General features: G+C 63.0%; 21 protein-coding genes. 4 read left to right on the forward strand and 17 right to left on the reverse strand.

Annotation, left to right across the window (positions count from 1 at the left end; translation table 11 throughout):
• Window positions 1-42 precede the first annotated feature (42 nt).
• The 7 genes from NA645_RS19345 to NA645_RS19375 form a co-directional block, all read right to left on the reverse strand.
• Entirely contained in the window at window positions 43-1,029 is a 987-nt protein-coding gene (locus tag NA645_RS19345; RefSeq protein WP_256050296.1) for a TRAP transporter substrate-binding protein, read from the reverse strand.
• Between the two features lie 55 nt (window positions 1,030-1,084).
• Entirely contained in the window at window positions 1,085-1,912 is an 828-nt protein-coding gene (locus NA645_RS19350) for an HpcH/HpaI aldolase/citrate lyase family protein (RefSeq protein ID WP_256050297.1), read from the reverse strand.
• Window positions 1,913-1,946: 34 nt separating this feature from the next.
• Window positions 1,947-3,152, reverse strand: coding sequence for a CaiB/BaiF CoA transferase family protein (locus tag NA645_RS19355; protein WP_256050298.1), 1,206 nt, complete (start codon window positions 3,150-3,152; stop codon window positions 1,947-1,949).
• A gap of 245 nt (window positions 3,153-3,397) precedes the next feature.
• Entirely contained in the window at window positions 3,398-4,750 is a 1,353-nt protein-coding gene (locus NA645_RS19360) for an MmgE/PrpD family protein (protein WP_256050299.1), read from the reverse strand.
• Window positions 4,747-5,139 (reverse strand): VOC family protein, encoded by a 393-nt coding sequence (locus tag NA645_RS19365; protein WP_256050300.1) that lies wholly within the window; start codon window positions 5,137-5,139, stop codon window positions 4,747-4,749. The genes NA645_RS19360 and NA645_RS19365 overlap by 4 nt, the downstream gene beginning before the upstream one ends.
• 73 nt (window positions 5,140-5,212) lie before the next feature.
• Window positions 5,213-6,376, reverse strand: a complete 1,164-nt coding sequence (locus NA645_RS19370; RefSeq protein ID WP_256050301.1) for an acyl-CoA dehydrogenase family protein — start codon at window positions 6,374-6,376, stop codon at window positions 5,213-5,215.
• 160 nt (window positions 6,377-6,536) lie between these two features.
• Window positions 6,537-7,358, reverse strand: a complete 822-nt coding sequence (locus NA645_RS19375) for an FAS1-like dehydratase domain-containing protein (protein WP_256050302.1) — start codon at window positions 7,356-7,358, stop codon at window positions 6,537-6,539.
• A gap of 208 nt (window positions 7,359-7,566) precedes the next feature.
• On the opposite strand from NA645_RS19375, the gene NA645_RS19380 reads away from it, so the two are divergent.
• Together NA645_RS19380 and NA645_RS19385 are read left to right on the forward strand one after the other, a co-directional pair.
• Window positions 7,567-8,475, forward strand: coding sequence for a LysR substrate-binding domain-containing protein (locus NA645_RS19380; protein WP_131650406.1), 909 nt, complete (start codon window positions 7,567-7,569; stop codon window positions 8,473-8,475).
• A 257-nt stretch (window positions 8,476-8,732) separates the two neighbouring features.
• Complete coding sequence (locus NA645_RS19385) at window positions 8,733-10,043, forward strand: MFS transporter (RefSeq protein ID WP_256050303.1); 1,311 nt, start codon at window positions 8,733-8,735, stop codon at window positions 10,041-10,043.
• Between the two features lie 16 nt (window positions 10,044-10,059).
• On the opposite strand, the gene arfB is transcribed toward NA645_RS19385, so the two are convergent.
• Window positions 10,060-10,473: an alternative ribosome rescue aminoacyl-tRNA hydrolase ArfB gene (gene arfB, locus NA645_RS19390; RefSeq protein ID WP_256050304.1), complete on the reverse strand. Its 414-nt coding sequence runs from the start codon at window positions 10,471-10,473 to the stop codon at window positions 10,060-10,062.
• A 136-nt stretch (window positions 10,474-10,609) separates the two neighbouring features.
• On the opposite strand from arfB, the gene NA645_RS19395 reads away from it, so the two are divergent.
• Window positions 10,610-11,650 carry a metal-dependent hydrolase gene (locus NA645_RS19395; RefSeq protein ID WP_256050305.1) on the forward strand — a complete coding sequence of 347 codons (1,041 nt, stop codon included), beginning with the start codon at window positions 10,610-10,612 and terminating at the stop codon, window positions 11,648-11,650.
• Here NA645_RS19395 and NA645_RS19400 read toward each other — a convergent pair.
• The 7 genes from NA645_RS19400 to NA645_RS19430 all read right to left on the reverse strand — a co-directional run bounded on the left by NA645_RS19400 (window position 11,637) and on the right by NA645_RS19430 (window position 19,622).
• Window positions 11,637-12,962: an APC family permease gene (locus tag NA645_RS19400; RefSeq protein ID WP_256050306.1), complete on the reverse strand. Its 1,326-nt coding sequence runs from the start codon at window positions 12,960-12,962 to the stop codon at window positions 11,637-11,639. The two genes, NA645_RS19395 and NA645_RS19400, sit on opposite strands and share 14 nt — an antisense overlap.
• A gap of 181 nt (window positions 12,963-13,143) precedes the next feature.
• Window positions 13,144-15,093, reverse strand: a complete 1,950-nt coding sequence (locus NA645_RS19405; RefSeq protein WP_256050307.1) for a HAMP domain-containing methyl-accepting chemotaxis protein — start codon at window positions 15,091-15,093, stop codon at window positions 13,144-13,146.
• A gap of 160 nt (window positions 15,094-15,253) precedes the next feature.
• The gene (locus tag NA645_RS19410) at window positions 15,254-17,035 is read right to left on the reverse strand and encodes an ABC transporter ATP-binding protein (protein ID WP_336605282.1); all 1,782 of its coding nucleotides are present in this window, start codon (window positions 17,033-17,035) and stop codon (window positions 15,254-15,256) included.
• On the reverse strand, window positions 17,028-17,660 hold the full coding sequence (locus NA645_RS19415) for a DsbA family protein (RefSeq protein ID WP_256050309.1): 633 nt from the start codon (window positions 17,658-17,660) through the stop codon (window positions 17,028-17,030). Before NA645_RS19415 ends, NA645_RS19410 begins: the two co-directional genes overlap by 8 nt.
• Before the next feature lie 53 nt (window positions 17,661-17,713).
• Window positions 17,714-18,649 carry a rhodanese-related sulfurtransferase gene (locus tag NA645_RS19420; protein WP_256050310.1) on the reverse strand — a complete coding sequence of 312 codons (936 nt, stop codon included), beginning with the start codon at window positions 18,647-18,649 and terminating at the stop codon, window positions 17,714-17,716.
• 133 nt (window positions 18,650-18,782) lie between these two features.
• Complete coding sequence (locus tag NA645_RS19425; RefSeq protein ID WP_256050311.1) at window positions 18,783-19,082, reverse strand: BolA family protein; 300 nt, start codon at window positions 19,080-19,082, stop codon at window positions 18,783-18,785.
• 15 nt (window positions 19,083-19,097) lie between these two features.
• Complete coding sequence (locus tag NA645_RS19430) at window positions 19,098-19,622, reverse strand: DUF2059 domain-containing protein (RefSeq protein ID WP_256050312.1); 525 nt, start codon at window positions 19,620-19,622, stop codon at window positions 19,098-19,100.
• Between the two features lie 148 nt (window positions 19,623-19,770).
• Between NA645_RS19430 and NA645_RS19435 the strand changes: the two genes are divergently transcribed.
• Complete coding sequence (locus NA645_RS19435) at window positions 19,771-21,162, forward strand: class II fumarate hydratase (RefSeq protein WP_256050313.1); 1,392 nt, start codon at window positions 19,771-19,773, stop codon at window positions 21,160-21,162.
• Window positions 21,163-21,341: 179 nt separating this feature from the next.
• Here the strand turns inward: NA645_RS19435 and NA645_RS19440 are convergent, their stop codons facing one another.
• Together NA645_RS19440 and pap are read right to left on the reverse strand one after the other, a co-directional pair.
• Entirely contained in the window at window positions 21,342-22,526 is a 1,185-nt protein-coding gene (locus tag NA645_RS19440; RefSeq protein WP_256050314.1) for a thiolase family protein, read from the reverse strand.
• A 129-nt stretch (window positions 22,527-22,655) separates the two neighbouring features.
• On the reverse strand, window positions 22,656-24,143 hold the full coding sequence (gene pap / locus NA645_RS19445; RefSeq protein ID WP_256050315.1) for a polyphosphate:AMP phosphotransferase: 1,488 nt from the start codon (window positions 24,141-24,143) through the stop codon (window positions 22,656-22,658).
• Window positions 24,144-24,291: the final 148 nt, after the last annotated feature.

Here is a 24,291-nt window from a genome sequence, read left to right on the forward strand (position 1 = left end):
AGTCTGGTTACGCGGGCCTTTCTCATTGGGCGTCAGCGACTATCAGGACTCGTTGGTTGCCATCGCGGCTTCAATCAGATCCTTGCCGATCTCATTCTCGAACTTCTTCCAAACCGGCTGCATCGCCTCGCGCCACTTGGCGCGCTGTTCGGGGGTCAGTTCGATGATTTCACTGGTACCTGCCTTGGCGATGGCATCACGCGCTTCGCGGTTCAGGTCGTCGGCCTGGCGGTTCACTTCGACGGTGACCTCATCCATGATCGCTTTCAGCTCGCTACGAACGTCCTCCGGCAGCCCTTTCCAGAACTTGGTATTGGTGATCACCATGTAGTCGATCACACCGTGCTCGGAGTTGGTGAAGTACGGCTGCACTTCATGCACCTTCTGGCTGAAGTAGTTGGACCAAGTGTTCTCGGTACCGTTGACCACACCGGTCTGCAGCCCTTGATAAACCTCGGCGAAGCTCATCTTGCGCGGGTTGGCGCGTAGCGCCTTGAACTGCTCGTCGAGCACGTTGGAGGCTTGGACACGGAACTTCAGGCCACGCGCGTCCCTGGGCTCGTGCATCGCCTTGTTGGATGACAGCTGCTTCATGCCGTTGTGCCAGTAAGCCAACCCGGTGATGCCCTTGTCTTCCATGCTGCTCAGCAGCCCCTGGCCATGCGGGCTCGCCTGAAAGCGGTCGACCGCGGCGATATCGTCGAACAGGAACGGCAGATCGAAGATCTGGATGGGCTTGGCGTAATGCTCGAACTTGGCCAGCGACGGCGCCAGCATGTGAACGTCGCCCAGCAGCAGGGCTTCCATTTCCTTGCCGTCGCCGAACAGCGAAGAGTTCGGATAGACCTCGACCTTCACCTTGCCCGGCAGCCGTTCCTCGGCAAGCTTCTTGAACATCAGGGCGCCCTGCCCTTTCGGCGTGTTGTCCGCCACCACATGGGCGAACTTGATGGTGATCGGATCGGCGAAGGCCAGGCCGGCGGTGAGGGAAAGCGCGCAAGCGAGTGCTTTTACGGTGGTTTTCAGCATGGTGGTACCTCTGTTGTTTTTGTCAGATTTGGTACGAGTGCCGGGTGGATTGCCGTCAGGACACTCCTTGCCCGGCACGCTGCAGCAGACGACGGGCGCGACCGATGACGGGCGCATCGACCATCTGTCCGTCCACTACGAAGACCCCATCGCCGGACGCGCCGGCGGCGAGGATGCGTTGTGCCCAGTCGAGTTCTTCAACACTGGGCATCAGCGTTTCGTGCACCACAGCCACTTGGCTGGGGTGAATACACAGCAGCCCGCCGAAGCCCATGTCGCGGGCATCGGCAACCGCCTGGGCGAGGCCGTGCAGGTTCTTAATGTCGGGGAAAACGCTGTCCAGCGGCGGCGCCAGGTCAGCCAGCCGGGACTGCAACAGCACTGCATAGCGGGCCTGGTCAAGGATGCGCTCGGCGCCTGCGGTGCCGCTCGCGAGCCCCAGATCCAATCCCAGGTCCAGGGCGCCGAACGACAGACGCTCGACACCCTTTGCATGGGCGATTTCCGCTAGATGAGCAAGCCCGCGGGCGCTCTCGATGATCGGCCACACCGGTTTGCCGCAGCCAACCGCCAGCGCCACTTGCACCGCACTTTCCACCTTCGGCAGCAGGACGCCGATCACACCGGCGTGCCGCGCGCAGAGGGCTAGGTCTGCGGCCTGTTCGGCGTGGGTCGGCGCATTGATGCGAACCAGCACGCGGGCCTGCGGATGGGTATGGAGAAACTCGTCGAGATTGGCGCGCGCCTCGCTCTTCTGGCTCTCGGCGACCGCATCCTCGAGGTCGACGATCACCGCGTCGGCACCGGTCGCCAGTGCCTTGGGAATACGCTCGGGGCGGGTCGCCGGGACGAACAGAGCGGTGCGGATGATGGCAGATGTCATGCTGCGTTCCTTCTCGAATCGATTACACGGCGGTTTACACCGCGCCCTGCTCATGCAAGCGCTGGATATCACCGGCCGCATAGCCCAGCTCGGCGAGCAGCGCATCGGTGTGCTGGCCCAGCGCGGGGATCGGGTCCATACGCGGCTCAAAAGCGGTATTGCGTCCTGGAGGCAGTAACGCAGGTAACTTGCCGGACGGGCTGTCCACCTCGCTCCAGCGCTGGCGGGCCTGAAGCTGCGGGTGCGCCCAGACGCCGGCCATGTCGTTGACGTGGGCGTTGGCGATCGGTGCGTTGTCCAGACGAGCGATCACCTCTTCGGCGGTTAGCCTGGAGAACGCCTCGACGATGATGGCGCGCAGCTCGGCACGATTTTCCGAGCGCTTGGAATTCGCCGAGAAACGCTCGTCCTGGGCCAGTTCCGGCTGCAGCAGGACCTTCTCGCAGAACAGCAGCCATTCGCGCTCGTTCTGCAGGCCGAGCATCACGGTGCCGCCGTCGCCGGTGGGGAACGGTCCGTAGGGGTAAATGGTGGCGTGGGCGGCGCCAGCGCGCGGCGGCGGTGTGGCACCCTGATAAGCGTAGTACAGCGGGTAGCCCATCCACTCGACGAGGCTTTCCAGCATGGAGACGTCCACGCGGCTGCCCTCGCCGGTCTTGTCGCGCAGCATCAACGCCGAGAGCACGCCGGTGTAGGCATACATACCGGCGGCGATGTCGGCGATGGAGCAACCGGCCTTGGCCATCTCGGTCTCACCCGGCCCGCCGGTGACGGAGAGGAAGCCCCCCTCGGATTGGATCAGCAGGTCGTAGGCCTTCTTCTGTTCGTAGGGCCCTCCTTCGCCGTAGCCGGAAATGTCGCAGACGATCAGGCGCGGGAAGCGTTCGTGCAGCGCCTCGAAGGACAACCCCATGCGCGCGGCGGCACCGCGCGCGAGGTTCTGCACCAGCACGTCGGCCTTGGCCAGTAACTGGTCCAGCACCTGCGAGGCGGCGTCCTGTTTGACGTCCAGGGTCAGGCTTTCCTTGGAACGGTTGGTCCAGACGAAATGTGAAGCCAGACCGTCGACGCGCTCGTCATAGCCCCGGGCAAAATCGCCAGAGCCGGGCCGCTCGACCTTGATCACGCGGGCACCGAGATCGGCCAGCTGGCGCGTACAGAACGGCGCGGCGATGGCATGTTCGAGGCTGACCACGGTGATGCCGTCGAGGGGCCGGGGTTTGGTGGTTATGTCGTTCATTTCGTTTTCCTGCAATTCGGTTCAGGCCAGACGGTGCGTTCGCGGGCCATGCTTGTAGGAGCGAGCTTGCTCGCGAACGCTTCGGCGATAATTCGCGACCAACGTCGCTCCTACGGGTTGTTTCCCTTTTCGTCTTTCGCCGTCCTGGTGGGCTGAAGCGGAACGCCACCCGGCCCACCCTACGAGTTGCCTTCAGCACATTGATCCAGCCCGTAGGGTGGGCTTCAGCCCACCAGCTATCGCAATCAGCGGAAAACGTTCAGATCGTCGATCTCACGCAGCCGCCACACCTGCTCGATCAAGGCGTTCGCCTCATCCGCACTGCGCGCACCGGAGAACTGCACCAGGCGCTGGAACTTGTCCTCCAGCTCGGCGCGGCTCAGGGTGTTGCCCGGATCGCCCTTGGGCTCGTCGATGGTGCCGTGCAGCGTGCGGCCGTCGGTGGTGGTTACCTCGACGCGGCCCAGCCAGCGCGCCGGATAGGCGCCATCCACCTCAGAATCGAGCGTCATCGAGACCTTCTCGCGGAACTGGCCGACACGCGGGTCGGTAAGGGCGTGGGTATGGAATTCGGTCAGCCCGGCCTTGCCATACAGAGCGATCAGGCCCAGCACCGTGCCCATGGAGAACTTGGCCTGGTGCACGGTCTGCGGCACCACCACGCGGCCGAGCACGTCGATGGCGCCCTGGTGCACGTGGGTGGTGACGCTGGCGATATTTTCGGCGGTGAGCTTCTCGCGCTGCATCAGGTCCAGCAGCGCATCGGCCGCCGGATGGGTATGGCGACAGGAGGCGTGGAACTTGAACGAAGTTTCGGCCAGCGCCCAGCGGCTGCCGAGGCGATCGGAGAGCGCACTCGGATTGGCGTCCTTCGACATCCCGGCGGCCATGCCCTGCTCGCCTTCGAGAATGTTCTGCGCGCCCGTCAATCCTTCAGCGGTCAGGTAGGCCGCAAGCAGACCATCGGCGGCAGCCTTGGCGGTGTGCAGCTGCTTGGAGTCGGCGGCATCACGGAGGAATTCCCACAAGCCAGCGGCCTGAGTGCCGGCACTGCCCAGCAGATTGGTGAACTGCTTCTGGTCGAAATCCATCAACTTGCCCACCGCCACCGCGGCAGCGAGGGTGCCGACGGTCGCGGTGGTGTGGAAAATGCGGTAGTGCGAACGGCCGAGGAATTCGCCGATGCGAATGCCCGCCTCGTAGCCAGCGACCGAGGCAACCAGCAGGTCGCGACCAGACTTGCCCAAGTCCTGCGCCGCTGCGAGTGCAGCCGGGAACACCACGGTGGCCGGGTGCAGTACCGAGCTGTTGTGCAGGTCGTCCTGCTCCACCAGGTGCGAGCTGGCGCCGTTCACCAGCGCGGCAAAATAGGCGGAGCTGCTGCTGCGATTGACGAAGATGTGCGATGCACCGGACGCCGGACCCATTGTCTGCGCATAGCGCTCGAACAGAGGGATCGGGTGCGAACCGGCGCTGGCCAAAGCGGAGCCGAGCCAGTCGAGGAAAAGGTCTTCGGTGCGGGCAAGCACCGCATCGGGAATCTGCTCGTAGTGCAGCCCGGCGAGAAATTCGGTCAGCGCTTGGGTGTGCTGGCTCATGCGGTCGGCTCCAGTGAATTGGATAGTTCGATCAGGTTCAGGTCAGGGTCGCGCAGATAGACGGAGCGGATCGGCCCGGTGGCGCCGGTACGCTGGACCGGGCCTTCGAGAATGGCGACGCCTTGCCGCCCGAGGTGCGCGATGACTTCCTCCAGCGGCGTGGCGACGATGAAGCAGAGGTCCGCCGAACCCGGCATCGGGCGCTCGGCCTTGGGCTCGAATTCACGCCCGGCCTGGTGCAGGTTGATCTTCTGCCCACCAAACGCCAGCGCCTTGCGTCCTTCGCCGAAGGTCACCGCCTGCATGCCGAGCACGCGGCTGTAGAAATCCGTCGTGACGTCGAGGTCGGCAACGGTTAGCACCAAGTGGTCAAGGTGGTCGATGTGCATGGCGTCTCTCCTTTCGCTCCTTTGGTGGGCTGAAGCCCACCCTACAGTCCAGCGGTAGGGTGGGCTGGGAGCGTTAAAAAGAGCGCGGCAGCTCGAGCAAGTGCTCGGCCACGTACGACAGGATCAGGTTGGTGGAGATCGGCGCCACCTGATACAGCCGGGTCTCGCGGAACTTGCGCTCGACGTCGTATTCGTTGGCGAAGCCGAAACCGCCGTGGGTCTGCAGGCAGGCGTTGGCCGCTTCCCAGCTCGCCTTGGCCGCCAGGTACTTGGCCATGTTGGCCGCGGCACCCGCGTTGCGGCCGGCGTCGTATTCCTCGCAGGCGCGCCAGCGCATCAGGTCGGCCGCTTCCAGCTCGATGTGCGACTCGGCGATCGGGAACTGCACACCCTGGTTCTGGCCGATCGGGCGACCGAACACCACGCGGTCGCGGGCGTACTGGGCTGACTTCTGGGTGAACCAGCGGCCATCGCCGATGCACTCGGCGGCGATCAGCGTGCGCTCGGCATTGAGGCCGTCGAGGATGTAGCGGAAGCCCTTGCCCTCTTCGCCGATCAGGCTGCTGGCCGGGATTTCCAGGTTGTCGAAGAACAGCTCGTTGGTTTCGTGGTTGACCATGTTGGCGATCGGCTGCACGGTCAGGCCGTTACCGATGGCTTCGCGCAGGTCGACGAGGAAGATCGACATGCCGTCGGCCTTACGCTGCACTTCGGCCAGCGGCGTGGTGCGCGCCAGCAGGATCATCAGGTCCGAATGCTGGATACGGGAGATCCACACCTTCTGGCCGTTGATGACGTATTTGTCGCCCTGCTTGACGGCGGTGGTCTTGATCTTGGTGGTGTCGGTGCCAGTGGTCGGCTCGGTCACGCCCATGGACTGCAGGCGCAGTTCGCCGCTGGCCAGCTTCGGCAGGTAGTAGCGCTTCTGCTCCTCGCTGCCGTTACGCAGCAAGGTGAACATGTTGTACATCTGTCCGTGCACGGTGCCGGAGTTGCCGCCGCAACGGTTCACTTCTTCAAGGATGATCGAGGCTTCGGCCAGGCCCAGACCCGAGCCGCCGTACTCTTCCGGGATCATCGCCGACAGCCAACCAGCTTCGGTCAGTGCCTTGACGAAGGCCTCGGGGAAGCCCTTTTCCTCGTCGATCTTGCGCCAGTACTCGGCGGGGAACTCGGCGCAGAGGGCGCGCACGCCTTCGCGGATGGCGTTGTATTCGTCGTTCAGGTACGGGTTCATGTTTCTGGTTCCTCGAATCTTCATGTACGGGTGGCGGTTTTCCCCTCACCCCTACCCTCTCCCCTGAGGGGAGAGGGGGTTGGTCTATGCTGCTCTTGGGCTACGCAGCCCGGCGACTCTCTTCAAGGGAGGGCTAGGCTGAGGGCCGCCGCCACCCACCTCACTCAAATTCCACTTCGGCTTTCTGCGCCAGGCCGTTGTGGTCCCCGGCCCAGAGTTCGGCCTTGCCCGGCGCAACGGTGCGGCCACCGACCTCGAACGGCTGCGGCGCGATCAGCGGGCGCAGGCCGCGATAGGCGAAGCGCCGGAGACGCATATCGGGATTGGCGCGGCAGAACGCACGCAGATTGAGGGTGGCGATCAGAGGGCCGTGCACCACCAGCCCCGAATAGCCTTCGGTTTCGGTGACGTAAGGCCAGTCGTAGTGGATGCGGTGGCCGTTGAAGGTGACGGCGGAATAACGAAACAGCAGCGTCGGGGTCGGTGTTACCGCTTCGCGCCAGTCACCGGCGACCATCGGTTCGCCACTGACGGTTTTCGGCGGGCTGGGCTCGCGGTAGACGATGTCCTGTTCTTCACGAATCGCCAGGCGGCCGTCCTGCAGATACTCGTGCTGCACGGTGACGAACAGCAGCGCGCCGGTGCGGCCGTGCTTCTCCTCAATGTGCTTGATGGTCGAAACGCGAGTCGCCTCACCGCCGGCCCGCAAAGGCTCGAAGAACTCCACGCGGCCACCGGCCCACATGCGGTTGCGATTGTCAGCCGGCGGCAGGAAGCCTCCGCGCGCCGGATGGCCGTCTTCACCCAGCCCGCTTTCGGCGACCGCATCCTGAAAGAAGCACCACTGCCAGAGCGGCGGCAGCGGCTCGCCATGGGCCGGCGTCGGTTCGCCGAGCGTCGCCGCGATGCGCTTGAGCATATTGCGGCTGAGCTGGTCATGGGTTTCTTCGGTGCGGCCAATCCAGGCTGATAGGTCGGTCATCGCGAGCTTCCGGCTGTGTTGTTTTGCCGCAGCATGCTCCGAAGCCGGCGTTCCGAGAATTTGTATTTACCGACACCGGCGTTCGGCTATCCTGAACGCCGTTTCACCTCATACCAACCCGTAGGAGCGAGCTCGCTCGCGAATCGCAGCCACACAAAGCATCACCAGGGACACGGCCCCTGGCTTTTACAGACTCTAGGAATTCCGCATGCACTTCGATCTGGCCGATCTGCGCCTGTTCATTCATATCGCCGAATCCCCCAGCCTGACCCAGGGTGCACGCCGTGCGCATCTCTCGCCAGCGGCCGCCAGCGCACGGATCAAGGCCCTGGAAAGCCAGCTCGACAGCCGCCTGCTGTACCGTGACAGCCGCGGCGTGGAGCTGACACCGGCAGGCAACCGGTTACTGCAACACGCGCGGCTGATCATGCGCCAGGTCGATTACCTGAAAAGTGAATTCACCGAATACGGCGCGGACAATGCCGGGCACATCCGCATCTTCGCCAACACCACGGCGGTAACCGAATTCCTGCCCGAGGTGCTGGCGGGCTTTCTGGCCCAGCGCCCCGGCGTCACCGTCGATCTGCAGGAACGCCTCAGTCGCGACATCGTCCGTGGCGTACTCGATGGCAGCACGGACATGGGTATCATCGCCGGCCCGGTGCGTGCACAAGGCCTGCAGGTGCTGCACTTCAGCACCGATCGCCTACTGTTGGCAGTGCCAGTCGGCCATCCGCTGGCGACCGAAAAGCGTGTCAGCCTGCGCCAGACGCTGGCCTACCAGCACATCGGTCTGCACGAGGGCAGCACCCTGCTGACCTTTCTGCGCAACCAGGTGGAAAAGCTCGGCGGCAACCTGTCGCTGCGCATCCAGCTGTCCAGCTTCGAGGCGGTGTGCCGGATGATCGAGGCAGGTGTCGGCATCGGCATAATTCCCGAGTCCGCCGCGATCCGGCACAGTCGCACGATGCAGCTGGCGACGGTGGAGCTGGACGAGCCCTGGGCGGTGCGCGAACGCAGCATTCTGGTGCGCGATCTGGAGGCGTTGCCGGGTAGCGTTCGCGCCCTGATCGCAACACTCCTACCGGGACAAAACGGAAAGCTTGAGCCAAGCTGAACGCTTATATGGGCGGAGCCGCTCAGCCGTAACGGCTTTGCTGGACGCTGAGTCGGCACGTTGAAGCAGCAAGCCGCGCTGACAGGCTTCACTGGAGATTGCCGGGCGTTTTGAATCCTCAGCGCAAACTGCTGCCCAAACCGCATACGCTGAACGCAACGGTGATGCAGGTTGTCACCCGTTCTGGATGCTTTAACGGTTAGCCGCTTCTAGTCGATCGGCTCGTCACCCAGACCATTTGCATAAGGTTGTTCGCCATGACGTCGTTATTAGCCCCCATCAGTTCACTGCTGGGTGGCGTTGCATTACTACTGCTCGGCCACGGCTTGCTGAATACGCTGCTAACGCTTCGCGGCATCGCCGAGGGCTACTCCACCGGGATGATCGGCCTGCTGATGTCGGGTTACTTCGCTGGCTTTCTCGTCGGCACCTGGCTCGCCCCGTCATTGATCCGACGTGTCGGCCATATCCGCACCTTCGCTTTTTACGCCGCACTGGCAGCGATCGCCGTGCTGCTACACGTGATGATCGTCAACCCCTGGGTATGGCTGATGTTGCGCGTACTTTACGGTGTCGCGCTGGTCACGCTGTACATGGTCATCGAGAGTTGGCTCAACGCCCAGGTCAGCGGTGAAAAACGCGGCCAGGTATTCGCTCTGTACATGGCAGTCAACCTCGGCTCGCTGGCGGCTGCTCAGCAATTGCTGAGCCTCGATAGCCCGATGAATTTCACCCTGTTCGCTCTGGCCGCCATTCTTATCTGCGCCGCGCTGATGCCGATCACGCTGACCCGCCAGGCGCAGCCCGCACAGCCCGACATGCCGGCGACCGACTTGCTGCAACTGGCTCGAATCGCCCCGCTCCCCTTGATGGCTGCGGGAATTTCGGGCCTGACCCTCGGCGGTTTCTGGGGCCTGGCGCCTGTCTACGCTTCGCAGAGCGGCTTCGATGCGTCCGGCGTGGGTCTGCTGATGAGTATCACCATCCTCGGCGGCGCCGTTCTGCAGTGGCCCATCGGGCTGTTTTCCGACAAGCATGACCGTCGCCTGGTGATGCTCTGGGTCGTAGCGATCGCGGCAGTCCTTGGCGGCCTGATTACACCGCTGTCATCCGGCCCGTTGATGCTGGGCATGATGTTTCTCTGGGGCGGTCTGGCTTTCTCGATCTATTCCATCGCCGTGGCGCAGATGGTCGACCAGTTGCATCCGGACGAAATTCTGTCCGGCTCCAGCGGCCTGCTGCTGGCCAACGGTTTCGGCGCCGCCTTCGGTCCGGTGGTCGCCGGCGGCCTGATGAGCGTTCTCGGCCCCAAAGCCCTGCCGGTGTTCTTCGCCGTCACGCTGGCGTTTCTCGCCATCTATTCCTACTTCCGCTCTCGCCGGGTAATCGATCTGGTCACCGAGCCGCATGGCCACTTCACGCCGATGCTGCGTACCAGCCATACGGTGCTGGAGCTGATGCCCGATACGCCTGAAGGCGATAGCACGGAAACCCCGGCCACCGAGCCGGAAGCCGACGACGGCGTGCCCAACGATACAATCGTCGAGCAGCGCACAGGCACGCACTGACACGCCTGAGCGGCGCCTAGAAATCCACCTTCCCGCGCCCGGCCTTGATCGCGGCGCGTTTGCTCTTGCCCTCGAGGCGTCGTTTTTTCGACCCCAGCGTCGGCCGTGTCGGCCGCCGCGCCTTTTCGACTTTCGCCACGCTGCGAATCAGTTCGGCCAACCGCTCGAGCGCATCGGCGCGGTTCTGTTCCTGAGTGCGGTATTGCTGGGCCTTGATCACGATCACGCCGTCGCTGGTGATGCGGCTGTCACGCAGCGCCAGCAGGCGCTCCTTATAGAACGACGGCAAGGAAGACGCGTTGATGTCGAAGCGCAGATGCAGCGCGCTGGAAACCTTGTTGACGTTCTGGCCGCCAGCACCTTGAGCGCGAATAGCGGTCAGCTCGATCTCGCTGTCAGGTAGCTGCACGCTATTGGATATGTCGAGCATCGGCCCTTCATAAATCAAAAATGAACAAGCATTGTCCACGAGCCGGGCGACGTGGACACGTTTTTATATGATTTCGAGCCGCTACAGGCGAGTCGGTTCGGCTACTGTAGCCCGCTCGCAACAGATGGATTTCTGCATGGACTCGATTACCCAGGCCCTTCTCGGCGCTACCGTTCACGCATCCCTGCTCGGTCGCTGGCAAGGACGTAAAGCCCTGCTGTACGGCGCGGTACTCGGCACGCTACCCGACCTCGACGTGGTAATCGACTACGGTGACGCAGTCGCCGACATGACCTATCACCGCGGCTTCAGCCATTCGCTGTTCGTGCTCAGCCTGCTTGCCGTAGCGCTGGCCTGGCTGGCTCGACGAATACGGCCGAATCCGAATTACACCGGCATACGGCTGTTTTTTGCGATCTGGCTGGTGCTGATAACCCACGTCCTGCTGGATGCGTTCACCAGCTACGGCACTCAGCTGTTCTGGCCCCTAACTCCGCCACCGGCGGCCTGGTCCAGCGTCTTCATCATTGACCCTTTGTACAGCGTGCCTTTGCTGCTTGCTGTGCTTGCCGGAGCCATATTCGGCTTGCAGGGGCGCAACGTCCGCGGGCCGGCGCTCGCACTGATCGTGTCATCGCTGTATCTGGGGTTCACCCTGGCGGGCAAGCAGATGGCCGAGCGACAAGTCGAGGCTGCGATGGCCAGCAACGGCATCGAAAACGCACGGGTATTCACCACGCCCACGCCCTTCAACAGCCTCCTGTGGCGGGTCATTCTGGTGGACGGCGACGTCTACTACGAGACGCTGGTCAGTTGGTTCGACGAGACGCCGCCGCAACTGGTGCGCATCCAGCGCGGAGAACGCCTCGCCGCGCATCTCACGAACTCGCCGCAACACACCCGCTTGCAGTGGTTTACCGGAGGCGTGCTGCGTTATGACGAGATCGACGGCCAGATTCTGGTTACCGACCTGCGCCTTGGCATGACCGGTTTCCACCCCTTCCGTTTTGCCCTGGCCGAGCACAACGGCGATGACTGGCAGCTGATCACGCATGTCGAGCGGCTGCCCGCCGAGCGTGGTGACATGGATCGCCTGATGCAGATCTGGCAGCGTATCTGGCAACAGGAGCCGGGACTGCCACTCGCCGAGTGGGCGGCTGATCTCAACGCGCGCTAGCCCGACGATTCTTGTGCCAACGGCCAAAACCGTAGAGCAAGGCGCCAAGCGCCATCAACAATCCTGCTCGCAGCCAGGTGCCCGCGTCCTGCTGCGAAAGCAGTACCAGACAGGAGCCGATCGCTAGTATCGGCAGTAGCGTAGGCGTACGGAAGTGCGGCGCGGCCACATGATCCCTGCGCAGCACCAGCACCGCCACGTTGGTGCTCATGAACACGAACAACAGCAACAGCACCACGGTTTCGGCCAGCGCCGCCAGCGTACCGGTCACGGTGAGAATCATCGCCAGCAAGGTGGTGACGATGATCGCCAGCCAGGGCGTACGCCGCTCGGGTAGCACGCGAGTCAACATTGACGGCAATAGCCCCTCATCGGCCATGCCGTAGGCCAGGCGGCTGGACATGATCATGGTCAGCAGCGCGCCATTGGCCACCGCCACCAGCGCCACGGCAGCGAACAGCCAGTCCGGTATGGCATAGCCGGTCGCGCGTACGACCTCCAACAAGGGCGCAGAGGATTCGGCCAGCGTCGCTGGGGAAAGGATGGCCGTTGCCGCGACGCCGACGCCCACATAGACCAGCCCGGCCACCAGCAGCGCACCGAACAAAGCGCGCGGGTAGTTGCGCCGGATATCCTTGACCTCTTCGGCAACGTTGGCCGAAACCTCGAAGCCGACGAAGGAATAGAAGGCAATCAGCGCCGCACCCAACACGGCGATGGCCGGCGACACGCCGGGGGTGAATTCCATCACCCGCGCCGGCTCGCCCTGCCCGCTCAGAAGAAAGCGCGCAGCCAGCACGATGACGAACAGCAGACCCGAGACTTCGACGACGGTCATCACCGCATTGGCGCCGAGGGATTCCTTGATGCCGCGCGCATTGAGCAATGCGACGACCGTCAGGAACACCAGAGCGGTGGGCACCGCCGGGGTGTCCAGAAAGGCGCCGAGATAATCGCCGGCAAACGCCAGCGAAAGCCCGGCCGCGCTGGTCACGCCGGCCGCCAGCATGCAGAACCCCACGAGAAAAGAGATTAGCGGCTTGCCGAATGCACGCTCCGCGAACACGGCGGCGCCACCGGCTTTGGGGTATTTGGTGACCAGCTCGGCGTAGGACGCCGCGGTCAGCATCGCAAAGCCCAACGCAACCAGCAGCGGCACCCAGACCGCGCCGCCCGCCTCGCCGGCAATCTTGCCCACCAACGCATAGACACCGGCGCCCAGCACATCGCCAAGGATGAACAGGAACAGCGCCGGGCCGGTAATCGCCCGCTTCAACCGGGATTCGCCTGCAACGAACGCGGTGGTTTTCATCGGCGGATCGCTCCCGGAACGGGAATGACGATAACGAGCGACGGGGTGTTCAATCGAGCATCTCCACGGCGGGCGGCGACGGCCGCGTTTCTTTCTAGAGCGGTGGAGGCTCAATGGAGTTCAGCGTCATAAACGACAAAGCCCCGGCGGGCCGGGGCTTCATTGCAACAAGCGGGCAGTATCAGGTGCGGAAACGCGCCACCAGCCCCTGCAATTCGACGCCCAGGCGCGCCAGTTCCGCACTCGACGCGGCGGTCTGCTCGCTACCGCTGGCGCTCTGCTCACCGATGTCGCGCACCCGCGTCACGCTCTCGGAAATGTTCTCCGCGACCGCGCTCTGCTCCTCGGCAGCGGCGGCGATCTGCTGGTTCATCTGCTCGATGGTCGACACCGACTCGGTGATGCGTTCGAGTGCGGTACCGGCTTCGCTGGCCAGATCGACCGTGCGCTGGGTCAGCTCACGGCTGGTCTGCATCTGCTCGACGGCATTTTGCGCAACACGCTGCAGATTGCCGATCAGGCCTTCGATTTCTTCGGTGGAATCGTGGGTGCGACGCGCCAGCGCGCGCACTTCATCGGCCACCACGGCAAAACCGCGGCCCTGCTCACCCGCGCGAGCCGCTTCGATCGCAGCGTTGAGCGCGAGCAGGTTGGTCTGTTCGGCAACCGCGCGAATCACCTCCAGCACGCTACCGATGCGTCCACTTTCAGTATTCAGCTCTTCGATGGCATGGGCCGACTGCTCTACTTCGCCGGACAGGCTGTCGATCTGGCCGATAGCTTCCTTGACAACCAGATCGCCCTGACGGGCCTGCTGATCCGCTTGGCGAGCAGCGTTAGATGCCTGCTCAGCGTTCTGCGCGACTTCCTGCACGGTTGCGGCCATCTCATGCATCGCGGTGGCGACCTGATCGGTCTCCTCACGCTGCTTCTGTACACCAACGCTGGTTTGCGCGGTGACGGCCGACAGCTGCTCGGCGGCAGCGGCAATCTGCCCTACGCCACCGCCGATGCGACCGATCAGGGTACGCAGGCTTTCGGTCATGCCAAACATGGCCTGCTGCAACTGGCCAAGCTCATCACGGCGCGTGACCTTTTGCGATTGAGTGAGGTCACCGTCCGCCACGCGCTGCGCCAGCTGCACCGTATAGCGCAGCGGCACGACGACCATGCGGGAAATCGCCGTAGCCGCCGCCAGACCGATGATGACAGCCAAGGCCGTGATGACCGCGAGCAACCAGTAGGCACTGCTGCGTTGGCTCTGCATCGCCTGGTTAGCCACTGCCAGAGCCTGGTCGGCGGTATCGAGTATCCGCTGTGCCTGACCGACCATGGCCTCTTCCAAGGCAACCCGCTCCAAGCGATAACGCTGGAACTCGCCGAAGGCTTGTTCGTAGATGGCAAGCGCGGCTAGCGCGCCATCCATGGTGGCTTTCTGTTCGTCGTTGATCCAAGTCTTCAGACTGGTGCCAATGGTAGTGACATCGCCATAGGCCTCGTTCCAGGCGTCCTTGGCTTCCTGGGAGCTGTCGCTGATGAACAGGTTTTCGAAGGTGCGCAGATCGAGGATGCGCTTGGTCAGGCCCGATGCCGCCTCGGCGACCGTCAATGGATCACTGCCCTTGAGGTGATCGCCCTCAAGTCGCAGGACGCGCACCGCGTCGTACATGTCCAGTTCGATGTATTCGAATTCTTCACGGCTGGTCTGCGCGGCATCGGCCATGCGCTTACGCAGTTCCACGCCTTTGCTAATCAGTACGCCATAGTCGGCAAACTGTCGGGCATAGATCGCCGCGTCACTTCGGATCTGCTCAAGCGCCGCCTGTTCCTCAGCGCTAGAGACTTTGGCGAGATCGTCCAGGTCCCTGTTGAGCTGGTCCAGAATATCGCGCAGCGCAGCGGCCGAAGCGTCGCTGCGGGTCAGGGCGTAATCGCGCTCCTGACTGCGTGCGTCGAGAATCGCGGCGTTGATGGCCGCCAGCTGATCCGTCTGAGACGAGCGGGTCAGGATCGAATCCACGGCAAAGAAGCCGGTCCCGGCGACTCCCAGGGTCAGCAACAGCACCATGGCGAAGCCGAGCAACAGCTTCTTGCCCACGGAGAGGTTGGCGAATATGTCGACAGACTGCATCAGAAAATCCCTTGAAAGATAAGCGCACGTCATGGAGTCGGCCGGTGCTGGCCAAAGTTGAGCGCAAAAACAGGGCAATTTTAAACAACTTGCAATGGCTATTTGCCAGCGATCATTCCAAAGAATCGAACAAAACACACAGCGAAACGGAAAGCGCGACTCAATGCTGCTGCAAATGCCCGTAAAGCTTGGCGTAGAGCCCTCCGTCGGCGATCAGCTGCTGATGGTCGCCCTGTTCGGCGATACGCCCGCCATCGAATACCAGGACCCGATCGGCCTGCTTAACAGCCGAAAGCCGGTGGGCAATGATCAGCGTCGTGCGGCCCTGAAGGAAACGGCTCAGCCCTTGATGCAGCGCATACTCGGTAGCGGCGTCGAGGGCGGAGGTCGCCTCGTCGAGAATCACCACCTTGGGTTCGGCCAAGACCATTCGCGCCACCGCTAGCCGCTGCCGCTGGCCACCCGACAGGCGTACCCCGGACCGGCCGACGACACTGTCGAGCCCCGCCGGTAGCTGGCGAATGGTCTCGGCCAGCTGCGCGATCTCCAGCGCCTGCCAGCAGGCCTGATCATCGCGCTCGCGGCCCATCAGCAGATTGGCGCGCACGGTGTCGTTGAACAGCGCGGGATGCTGCAGCACCACGGCAACGTTGTCGCGAACCGTGCCCAGGCCAATGTCCTGCACATCGATCCCAGCGAAGCGAATCTGCCCTGCCTGCGGCTGATACAGGCCCAGCAGCAGCTGGACCAGCGTGCTCTTGCCCCCACCGCTGGCGCCAACGATCGCAACCTTTTCACCCGCCGCGATGGACAGATCCAGGCCCTCCAGCACCGGCTCGTCCTGATAGGAGAAGCACAGCCCGCGGACTTCGATATCCACCGTCTCCCGTCCCGCGAACGGGTCCTGCCCGCCGGCATATTGAGGCTCATCAGCACGCGCCAGTAGCTGGTTGATCCGGCTGAGCGCGCCACCGGCGGCATAGAAGGCGTACTGCAGATTCAGCAGTTGCTCCACCGGCCCGATCATGAACCACAGGTAGCTGAACACCGCGAGCATCTGCCCGATCGACAGGTCGGAAAACAGCACCGTAAGCATCGCTGCGGCGCGGAAGATATCGATGCCGAACTGGAACAACAGCCCGCTGGCACGGTTGGAGGCGTCGGTTCGCCACTGCGAGGCCACCGCATAGTCACGTACCTCGCGAGCCCGCAGGCCCAGACGGCCAAGGAAAAATCCCTGACGGTTGCCGGCTCGCACTTCCTGGATCGCATCAAGGGTTTCGGTCAGCGCCTGGGTAAACAGCGAAGTGCTGTCGTTCTCCAGTTTTTTCAGGTGCTTGACGCGCTTGCCCAGTTGCACCGTGGCGTAGATCACCAGCGGGTTGAACAACAGGATCAGCAGTGCCAGCTGCCAGTGCATCCAGACCAGAATCGCCGCCGTGCCGGCGATTGAAAGCAGTGCCACCAGGAGACGGCTGAGGGTCTCGCCGATGAATTTGTCGATGGTTTCCAGATCGGTGACCAGGTGCGCTGCAACCGTGCCGCCGCCGAGGCTTTCGTACTCGCTCAGGGCAATACGCTTGAGCCGCTCGATGAGACGGATGCGGATGCGATAGACCAGATCCTTGGACAGCCGCGCAAACAGCCGCGCCTGCAACACGTTGAAGATCAGTGCGAAGGCGCGCAGCAGCAGCGTTGCGCAGAGCATCAGGCCGATATAGCCGATCGCCGTCTCCCAGTCTGTGGGCAGCACGCGATCCATGATCTGCAAAGCGGTATCGCCCTGCCCCAACAGCACCTCGTCGACCAGCAGGGGCAGCAACAAGGGGATCGGCACGCTACACAAGGTCGCCAGCACGGCCACCAGATTGGCGAGGACCAGCGCCTTGCGATGACGCAGCGCGAGGCGACGGATCTCCGCCCAACTGAGCTGATCAGGCACGGACATTGTGTTCCAGCCAGCGATTCAACAGAGGCGAAAGCGCGTCGAGGGGCTGATAGCCGTTGGTCAGCAGAGCGAGCTGGCCGTCGTGCTCGGCAAGCAAGGTGGGAAAGCCGGCAATGCCCAGATTGCGTGCCCAATCGAAGTCGGCGGCAGTGGCATCGCGAACGGCCTGGGAATCGAAGCGGTCGGCGAACTCGCTTCGCGAAATGCCAGCCGCTTCGGCCAGTTCGACGAGTACCGGTGGCAAAGTGACGTTTCGTCCTTCGACGTAGAACGCTCTCTGGATAAGCCCGGCGAGTTTCCAGCCGGACTGCGCCTCAAAGCCACGCGCCGCAACCAGTGCGCGACAGGCCGGCTCGGTGTCGTAGACCAGCCCGTCAGGCAAACCCGCCTCGAAGTTGAACGGCTGGCCGCTTGCCTCGTGGACCGCGTGCCAGTAGGACGCCGTGCGCTCGCGAGCCGGCTGGTCCATCGCCGTGCGCTCCCGGCGCAGGCCGCCGACGATCAGCTCGGCGCCTACGCCGCGTGCCTGCGCCTGCTCAACGAGTGCCTGCACCACCGGCGCGAAACCCCAGCACCAGGAACACATCGGGTCCATTACGTAGATCAGTCGGGTGCTCATCTGGGCTCCGGGAAGCGCGAACTGCGCACCATCATCTGTTCAGACCGTTTCGACTACGCACCTTGTTTACGGTAGTTGTGACCGATCGGGTGCGGCTGGTTGCGCTTGAGCGCCAATTCGATCTGCTTCTGCCGCTCGCGGGCACTGTGGCGAGTCTTCTCGCTCAGCGTATTCCAGCAATGCGGGCAACTGATACCTGGAGCGTAGTGCTCCGATTGCCGGTCCTCCAGCGAGATTGGCGTCCGGCAGGCATGGCACTGGTCGAAGTCGCCCTCGCTGAGGTCATGGCGCACGGTCACGCGATTGTCGAAGACGAAGCAGTCGCCGCGCCAGCGCGTCTCGTCCTGCGGCACTTCTTCGAGGTATTTGAGGATGCCGCCCTTGAGGTGATAAACCTCCTCGAAGCCCTCGCCCAGCATGTAGCTCGACGCCTTTTCGCAGCGGATGCCGCCAGTGCAGAACATCGCGACCTTCTTGTGCTTGGCCGGGTCGTAATGCGCCTTGATGTAGTCGGGGAATTCGCGGAAGGATTTGGTCTGCGGATCGATCGCACCTTCGAAGGTGCCGATGGCCACCTCGTAGTCGTTGCGGGTGTCGATCAGCAGCACTTCGGGATCATCGATCAGCGCGTTCCAATCCTTCGGCTCGACATAGGTGCCAACACGCTGGTTAGGATCGACGCCTGGTACGCCGAGGGTGACGATCTCTTTCTTCAGCTTGACCTTGGTGCGATAGAACGGCTGCTCCTCGCAATAAGATTCCTTGTGATCGATATCGGCCAGGCGAGCATCGGTGCCAAACCAGGCGAGTAGCGCGTCGATGCCTTCGCGGCTGCCGGAAACCGTGCCGTTGATGCCTTCTTCGGCGAGCAGCAGCGTGCCCTTGATGCCGTTGGCGTTGAGTGTTTCGAGCAGGGGCTCACGCAACGCGACGTAGTCCGGCAGGGAGACGAACTTGTACAGCGCCGCGACGACGATGTTCTGGGTCATGCGGTTACTTCCTCCAGTGGTCACCCTCGTAAAGGGCGGACCGGGAACACGAAAACGACAACGCCGGCGTGAGCCGGCGCGGCGCGCATTCTATCAATAAACGAGCAATGGGCTTCAAGCGGCAGGCAGATGGCTACTTATGGCCACCGGCGCAAACAGGCGAGGCCGGCGCCGCGCCCTGCTCTGCCCATTCTTCAGGGGTATAGGTGTGCAACGCGAGCGCGTGTATCTGCTGCATCAGTTCGCCCATCGCGGCGTATGCCTTCTGATGGCGCTTGACCGCATTCAGCCCGGCGAACTGCTCGCTGACGATCACGGCCTTGTAGTGGGTTTCCTGCCCGCGGCTGTGCATGTGGCTTTCATCCAGCACCTGCAGATACTGAGGCTGCAGGGCCGATTGCAATGCGTTTTCGATGGTAAATAGTTTGGTCATGCCTGATGCACTCCCTCAAGGGTTCTTCTGGGTGTCGAGTTCGGCGGTCATTTCCGCCAGCAATTTATTTACCTGCGGCACAGCGCTTTCCAGCTTGGCCTGGGTCACTTGAGCCGAGCGCGCGTTGAGCTGCGGTAGCTGGGTGAGCATCTTCTTGCCCAACTCGGATTCGTAGAATTCGTTCAACTGTGTGAGTTCGGCTTCGCTGAAGGCCTCGGTGTACAACGCCACCAGTTCGGGCTTGACCTCTTTCCAGCCAATGGCCTTTTCAAGCGCAGCATCCGCCTTGGATTGATAGCTTTCCAGCAGTGCCCGTTTGCTCTCGGGAGCCTGGGTCTGGGCGAAGCGCTCGGCGAACATCTGCTGCACCTGGGCGTAGACCGGCACCGCAATGCGATCAGCGTTGACCAGTTCAAGGAAACGCTCGGCCTTGGCCGCATGGCTGGCGCTGTCGGCGTTGGCCTGGCCGCTCAGCAGCGCCAGCGATAGGGCGCTGCACAGGCCGAGGGCCCGAAGCCCAGAGGTACGAAAAGAGTGCATTGGATGTTCCTTGGCGAACGATAGATGAGCCTCAATGGACTCATTCTGCGCGCGGAGTTCCAATCGCTCAAGAAACAGCGAGCCAGCCGATTGAACCTGTGTCCTCGGCGGGCGACCTAACAGGAAGACCTCATTGATGGAGCACGGCATGACCCGCACCGAAACCGACAGCCTGGGCCCAGTGGAAGTCCCGGAACAGGCGTACTGGGGAGCGCAGACCCAGCGCTCGCTGAGCAACTTCGCCATCGGCGAACAACGCATGCCGCTTGCCGTATGCCACGCACTGGCGTTAATCAAGAAGGCTGCCGCCCGGGTCAACGACCGTATCGGCGACCTACCACCGGATATCGCGCGCCTGATCGAGCAGGCCGCCGATGAAATTCTGCGCGGCCAGCACGACGACCAGTTTCCCTTGGTCGTCTGGCAGACCGGCAGCGGCACCCAGAGCAACATGAACGTAAACGAAGTGATCGCCGGCCGCGCCAACGAGCTGGCCGGTGGTGCCCGTGGTGGTAAGAGCCCGGTCCACCCCAACGATCACGTCAACCGCGCGCAGAGTTCCAACGACTGCTTCCCGACCGCCATGCACATCGCCGTCGCCCGTGCAGTTCACCATGACTTGTTGCCGGCTATCGCCGAGCTGTCCGGCGGGATTGCCGAACAGGCTGCGCGACACAGCCAACTGGTCAAGACCGGGCGCACGCACATGATGGACGCCACACCGGTGACCTTCGGCCAGGAACTGTCGGCCTTTGTCGCCCAGCTGGACATCGCCGAGCAGTCAATTCGTCACACGCTACCCGCAGTATTCGAGCTGGCGCAGGGCGGCACGGCGGTCGGTACAGGACTCAACGCACCACACGGTTTTGCCGAGGCAATTGCCGCCGAGCTGGCCGCGCTGTCCGGCCTGCCCTTCGTTTCCGCCCCGAACAAGTTCGCCGCGCTATCCGGGCATGAGCCGCTGGTCGCGCTATCCGGCGCGCTGAAAACCCTCGCCACGGCGCTGATGAAAATCGCCAACGACCTGCGTCTGTTGGGCTCGGGCCCGCGTGGCGGCTTCGCCGAGGTGCGTCTGCCGGCCAACGAGCCGGGCAGCTCGATCATGCCGGGCAAGGTCAACCCAACCCAGTGCGAGGCGCTGTCGATGCTGGCCTGTCAGGTGATGGGCAACGACGTGACAGTCGGCTTCGCCGCGAGCCAAGGGCATCTGCAGCTCAACGTGTTCAAACCGGTGATCGTGCACAACCTGCTTGAGTCGATCCGGCTGTTGGCCGACGGTTGTCGCAACTTCAACACGCATTGCATCGTCGGCATGGAGCCGGACACCGCACGCATGGCCGAGCATCTGGAGCGTGGGTTGATGCTGGTGACCGCGCTGAATCCGCATATCGGTTATGACAAGGCTGCGGAGATCGCCAAGAAGGCCTATGCCGAAAACTGCACGTTACGAGAAGCGGCGCTGGAGCTCGGTTATCTCACCGATGAGGAGTTCGATCAGTGGGTGCGGCCGGAAACCATGTTGGAATCCAGCCGCAACTGAGTGGGACGGTGGGCTGAAGCCCACCCTACGATTGAGTCGATGTGCGGTAGCGGTGGGCTGAAGCGGAACGCCCACCCGGCCCGCCCTACGGGTTTAGTTTCGGGTGGGCTTCACTTGTAGGGTGGGCTTCAGCCCACCAAATACGCAGCCGCGGGTTCCCTTGAAACGTGCCGCTGCGTTCAACGCACCGCCTCGAACAGCCCTGACGCTCCCATCCCGCCGCCAACACACATGGTCACCACCCCGTAGCGCAGGTTGCGACGCTGCAGCTCACGGATCAGATGACCAGCGGTACGCGATCCGGTCATGCCGAACGGGTGGCCGATGGAAATAGAGCCGCCGTTGACATTGAATTTCTCGTTGTCGATCTCCAGCGTGTCGCGGCAGTACAGGCACTGCGACGCGAAAGCCTCGTTCAACTCCCACAGGTCGATGTCGTTGACTTTTAGCCCTTTGGCCTTGAGCAAACGCGGCACCGAAAAGACCGGGCCGATGCCCATTTCTTCCGGCTCGCAGCCAGCCACGGTGAAGCCACGGAAGAAGGCGCGCGGTTTGAGACCCAGTTCGAGGGCCTTGTCCAGGCTCATCACCAGCGTCATCGAGGCGCCATCGGACAGTTGCGAAGCGTTGCCGGCGGTGACCGAACCGTCTTCAGCGAACACCGGCTTGAGGCCCGACAGGCTTTCCAGCGTGGTGTCGGGGCGGTTGCAGTCGTCACGATCGACCACACCTTCGTGCTCGGTGCGCTCGCCGGTGGCCTTGTCCTCGGTGAAATAGCGGACGTTCATCGGCACGATTTCGTCTTGGAATAGACCTTCGGCCTGGGCACGTGCGGTGCGCTGCTGGCTCTGCAGCGAATAGATATCCTGCTGCTCACGGGTCACGTTGTAGCGGCGCGCGACCAGCTCGGCAGTCTGGCCCATGCTGTGATAGAGGCCAGGCACCCGCTCTTGCAGAATCGAGTTATACAGGTTGTCGGTGTTTTTGCTCTTCGCCGTCATGGTGATGGACTCAACCCCGCCGGCGACGATGATGTCGCTGCAACCGGAGGCAATCTGGTTGGCGGCGATAGCGATCGACTGCAGGCCGGACGAGCAGAAACGATTGAGCGTCATACCGGCGCACTGGATACCCAGGTTCGACAGCACCGCTACGTTACGGCCGATGTTGTAGCCCTGCGCTCCTTCATTGGAGCCGGCACCGACGATGCAGTCCTCGACCAGCTTGGGGTCCAGACCGTTGCGCGACAGCAGCGCGTTGACGCAATGGGCCGCCATGTCATCGGGGCGGGTCATGTTGAACTTGCCGCGAAAGGACTTGGCCAGGCCGGTCCGTACGCTGTCGACGATCACTACTTCACGCATGGCATACCTCGAATGGTGTGGCGAGTCATGACCACCGCGACCCACCTGTTGACGATCAGCCGAGCATAGTTGCAGGCGTTCACCGATGGCGACGACCATTCAGCAGGGATATGGTCGACCATCGTTCCGTCATTTTTCGCCGATGGCAGCCGCCAGCGCATCGTTGAGGGTACGCAGCACCTTGACCCGGGCGAAGCGCTTGTCGTTGGCTTCCACCAGCGTCCACGGGGCGATCTCGGTGCTGGTGCGATCGACCATGTCCGCCACCGCGTGCCCGTAGTCTTCCCACTTTTCGCGGTTGCGCCAGTCTTCCTCGGTGATCTTGAAGCGCTTGTGCGCGGTGTTTTCGCGATCTTTGAAGCGCTCCAGCTGCGTTTCCTGGTCGATGGACAGCCAGAACTTGACCACCACCACGCCGGCGTCCACCAGCTGCTCCTCGAAATCGTTGATCTCGGTGTAGGCACGCAGCCACTCATCCGGGCGGCAGAATCCCTCGACTCGCTCGACCAACACGCGGCCATACCAGGAGCGGTCGAAAATCGTGAACTGGCCGCGCGCTGGCACGTTGCGCCAGAAACGCCACAGCCAGGGTTGAGCACGCTCGTCCTCGCTGGGCGCCGCAACCTGAACCGTGCGATACAGGCGTGGATCCAGCGCACCGGTGATACGGCGAATGGCGCTGCCCTTGCCTGCCGCATCGTGGCCTTCGAACAGCGCCAGCACGCCACGCTTGCGTAGGCGATGGTCGCGCAGCAGCTGGGACAGTCGCGCCTGTTCCTGAACCAACTGTTGTTTGTACTCGTCCTTATCGAGCATCCGGGTAAGATCGAGGCTGGACAGCAAGCTCATGCGGTCGGTGTGTAGCTCGACCGGTGCGGCGTGCGGCTGCACGGGCGGCTGTTCGGCAGCGTCCAGCGCGGCGTTGAGCCCTTCGAGCAGCAAACGCCCAGCCGTCAGGCTGCGATAGCGCTCGTCGCTGCCCTCGATCACATACCAGGGTGCGAAGTCCCGGCTGCTGCGGCGCAGGATCAGTTCCCCGTATTTGACGAAGCGGTCGTAGGTCTTGGACTGCTGCCAGTCCAGCGGGCTGATTCGCCAACTGTGCAACGGATCGTCCTTCAGCGAATCCAGCCGCTTCATCATCTGCTTCTTGGACAGATGGAACCAGAACTTGAACACCAGCATGCCTTCCATGCAGAGCATCCGCTCCAAACGCTGCGCACGATCGATGGCCAATTCCAGATCGGCCTTTTTGGTACGGCCGTGGACGCAATCCTCGAGCATCTTGCTGTACCAATTGCCGAAGAAGATGCCGGTCTGGCCTTTCGGCGGCAGACGTCGCCAGTAGCGCCAGGCCGGCGGGTGGGAAAGCTCCTCGTCGGTGGGCACGTCGAAGCTGTCGACGCGAATCAGCCGAGGGTCCATCCATTCACTGAGCAGCTTGATCGTCTCGCCCTTGCCGGCGCCCTCGATGCCATTGATCAGAATCAGCAGCGGAAACCGCGCCTGCTCGCGCAACCGGTACTGCGCGTCCAGCAAGGCCTGGCGCAAGGCGGGTACCTCGGCGTCATAGGTTGCCTTATCGATGGTGTGGCCGATTTCCGCGGATTCGAACATCGTGTTCTCCAGGGCAGGTGACAGCGCGACAGTTCCAGCGGGCAGTGGACCGCGTCGGATGTCGCACAAGGAAAGCCATATCGATGCGACAAACCGCGCCCGCGGCAGGTTTCGCAGCGCTGCTAGAATCGCCTCCTTTCGCGCCAGG

This window comes from Stutzerimonas stutzeri (genome assembly GCF_024448955.1).
Classification (GTDB): Bacteria; Pseudomonadota; Gammaproteobacteria; order Pseudomonadales; family Pseudomonadaceae; genus Stutzerimonas; species Stutzerimonas stutzeri_AQ.

Coding starts and splice junctions, on each gene's coding strand:
- NA645_RS19345 (WP_256050296.1), bottom strand. CDS start 1,029: ATGCTGAAAACCACCGTAAAAGCACTCGCTTGCGCGCTTTCCCTCACC.
- NA645_RS19350 (WP_256050297.1), bottom strand. CDS start 1,912: ATGACATCTGCCATCATCCGCACCGCTCTGTTCGTCCCGGCGACCCGC.
- NA645_RS19355 (WP_256050298.1), bottom strand. CDS start 3,152: ATGAACGACATAACCACCAAACCCCGGCCCCTCGACGGCATCACCGTG.
- NA645_RS19360 (WP_256050299.1), bottom strand. CDS start 4,750: ATGAGCCAGCACACCCAAGCGCTGACCGAATTTCTCGCCGGGCTGCAC.
- NA645_RS19365 (WP_256050300.1), bottom strand. CDS start 5,139: ATGCACATCGACCACCTTGACCACTTGGTGCTAACCGTTGCCGACCTC.
- NA645_RS19370 (WP_256050301.1), bottom strand. CDS start 6,376: ATGAACCCGTACCTGAACGACGAATACAACGCCATCCGCGAAGGCGTG.
- NA645_RS19375 (WP_256050302.1), bottom strand. CDS start 7,358: ATGACCGACCTATCAGCCTGGATTGGCCGCACCGAAGAAACCCATGAC.
- NA645_RS19380 (WP_131650406.1), top strand. CDS start 7,567: ATGCACTTCGATCTGGCCGATCTGCGCCTGTTCATTCATATCGCCGAA.
- NA645_RS19385 (WP_256050303.1), top strand. CDS start 8,733: ATGACGTCGTTATTAGCCCCCATCAGTTCACTGCTGGGTGGCGTTGCA.
- arfB (WP_256050304.1), bottom strand. CDS start 10,473: ATGCTCGACATATCCAATAGCGTGCAGCTACCTGACAGCGAGATCGAG.
- NA645_RS19395 (WP_256050305.1), top strand. CDS start 10,610: ATGGACTCGATTACCCAGGCCCTTCTCGGCGCTACCGTTCACGCATCC.
- NA645_RS19400 (WP_256050306.1), bottom strand. CDS start 12,962: ATGAAAACCACCGCGTTCGTTGCAGGCGAATCCCGGTTGAAGCGGGCG.
- NA645_RS19405 (WP_256050307.1), bottom strand. CDS start 15,093: ATGCAGTCTGTCGACATATTCGCCAACCTCTCCGTGGGCAAGAAGCTG.
- NA645_RS19415 (WP_256050309.1), bottom strand. CDS start 17,660: ATGAGCACCCGACTGATCTACGTAATGGACCCGATGTGTTCCTGGTGC.
- NA645_RS19420 (WP_256050310.1), bottom strand. CDS start 18,649: ATGACCCAGAACATCGTCGTCGCGGCGCTGTACAAGTTCGTCTCCCTG.
- NA645_RS19425 (WP_256050311.1), bottom strand. CDS start 19,082: ATGACCAAACTATTTACCATCGAAAACGCATTGCAATCGGCCCTGCAG.
- NA645_RS19430 (WP_256050312.1), bottom strand. CDS start 19,622: ATGCACTCTTTTCGTACCTCTGGGCTTCGGGCCCTCGGCCTGTGCAGC.
- NA645_RS19435 (WP_256050313.1), top strand. CDS start 19,771: ATGACCCGCACCGAAACCGACAGCCTGGGCCCAGTGGAAGTCCCGGAA.
- NA645_RS19440 (WP_256050314.1), bottom strand. CDS start 22,526: ATGCGTGAAGTAGTGATCGTCGACAGCGTACGGACCGGCCTGGCCAAG.
- pap (WP_256050315.1), bottom strand. CDS start 24,143: ATGTTCGAATCCGCGGAAATCGGCCACACCATCGATAAGGCAACCTAT.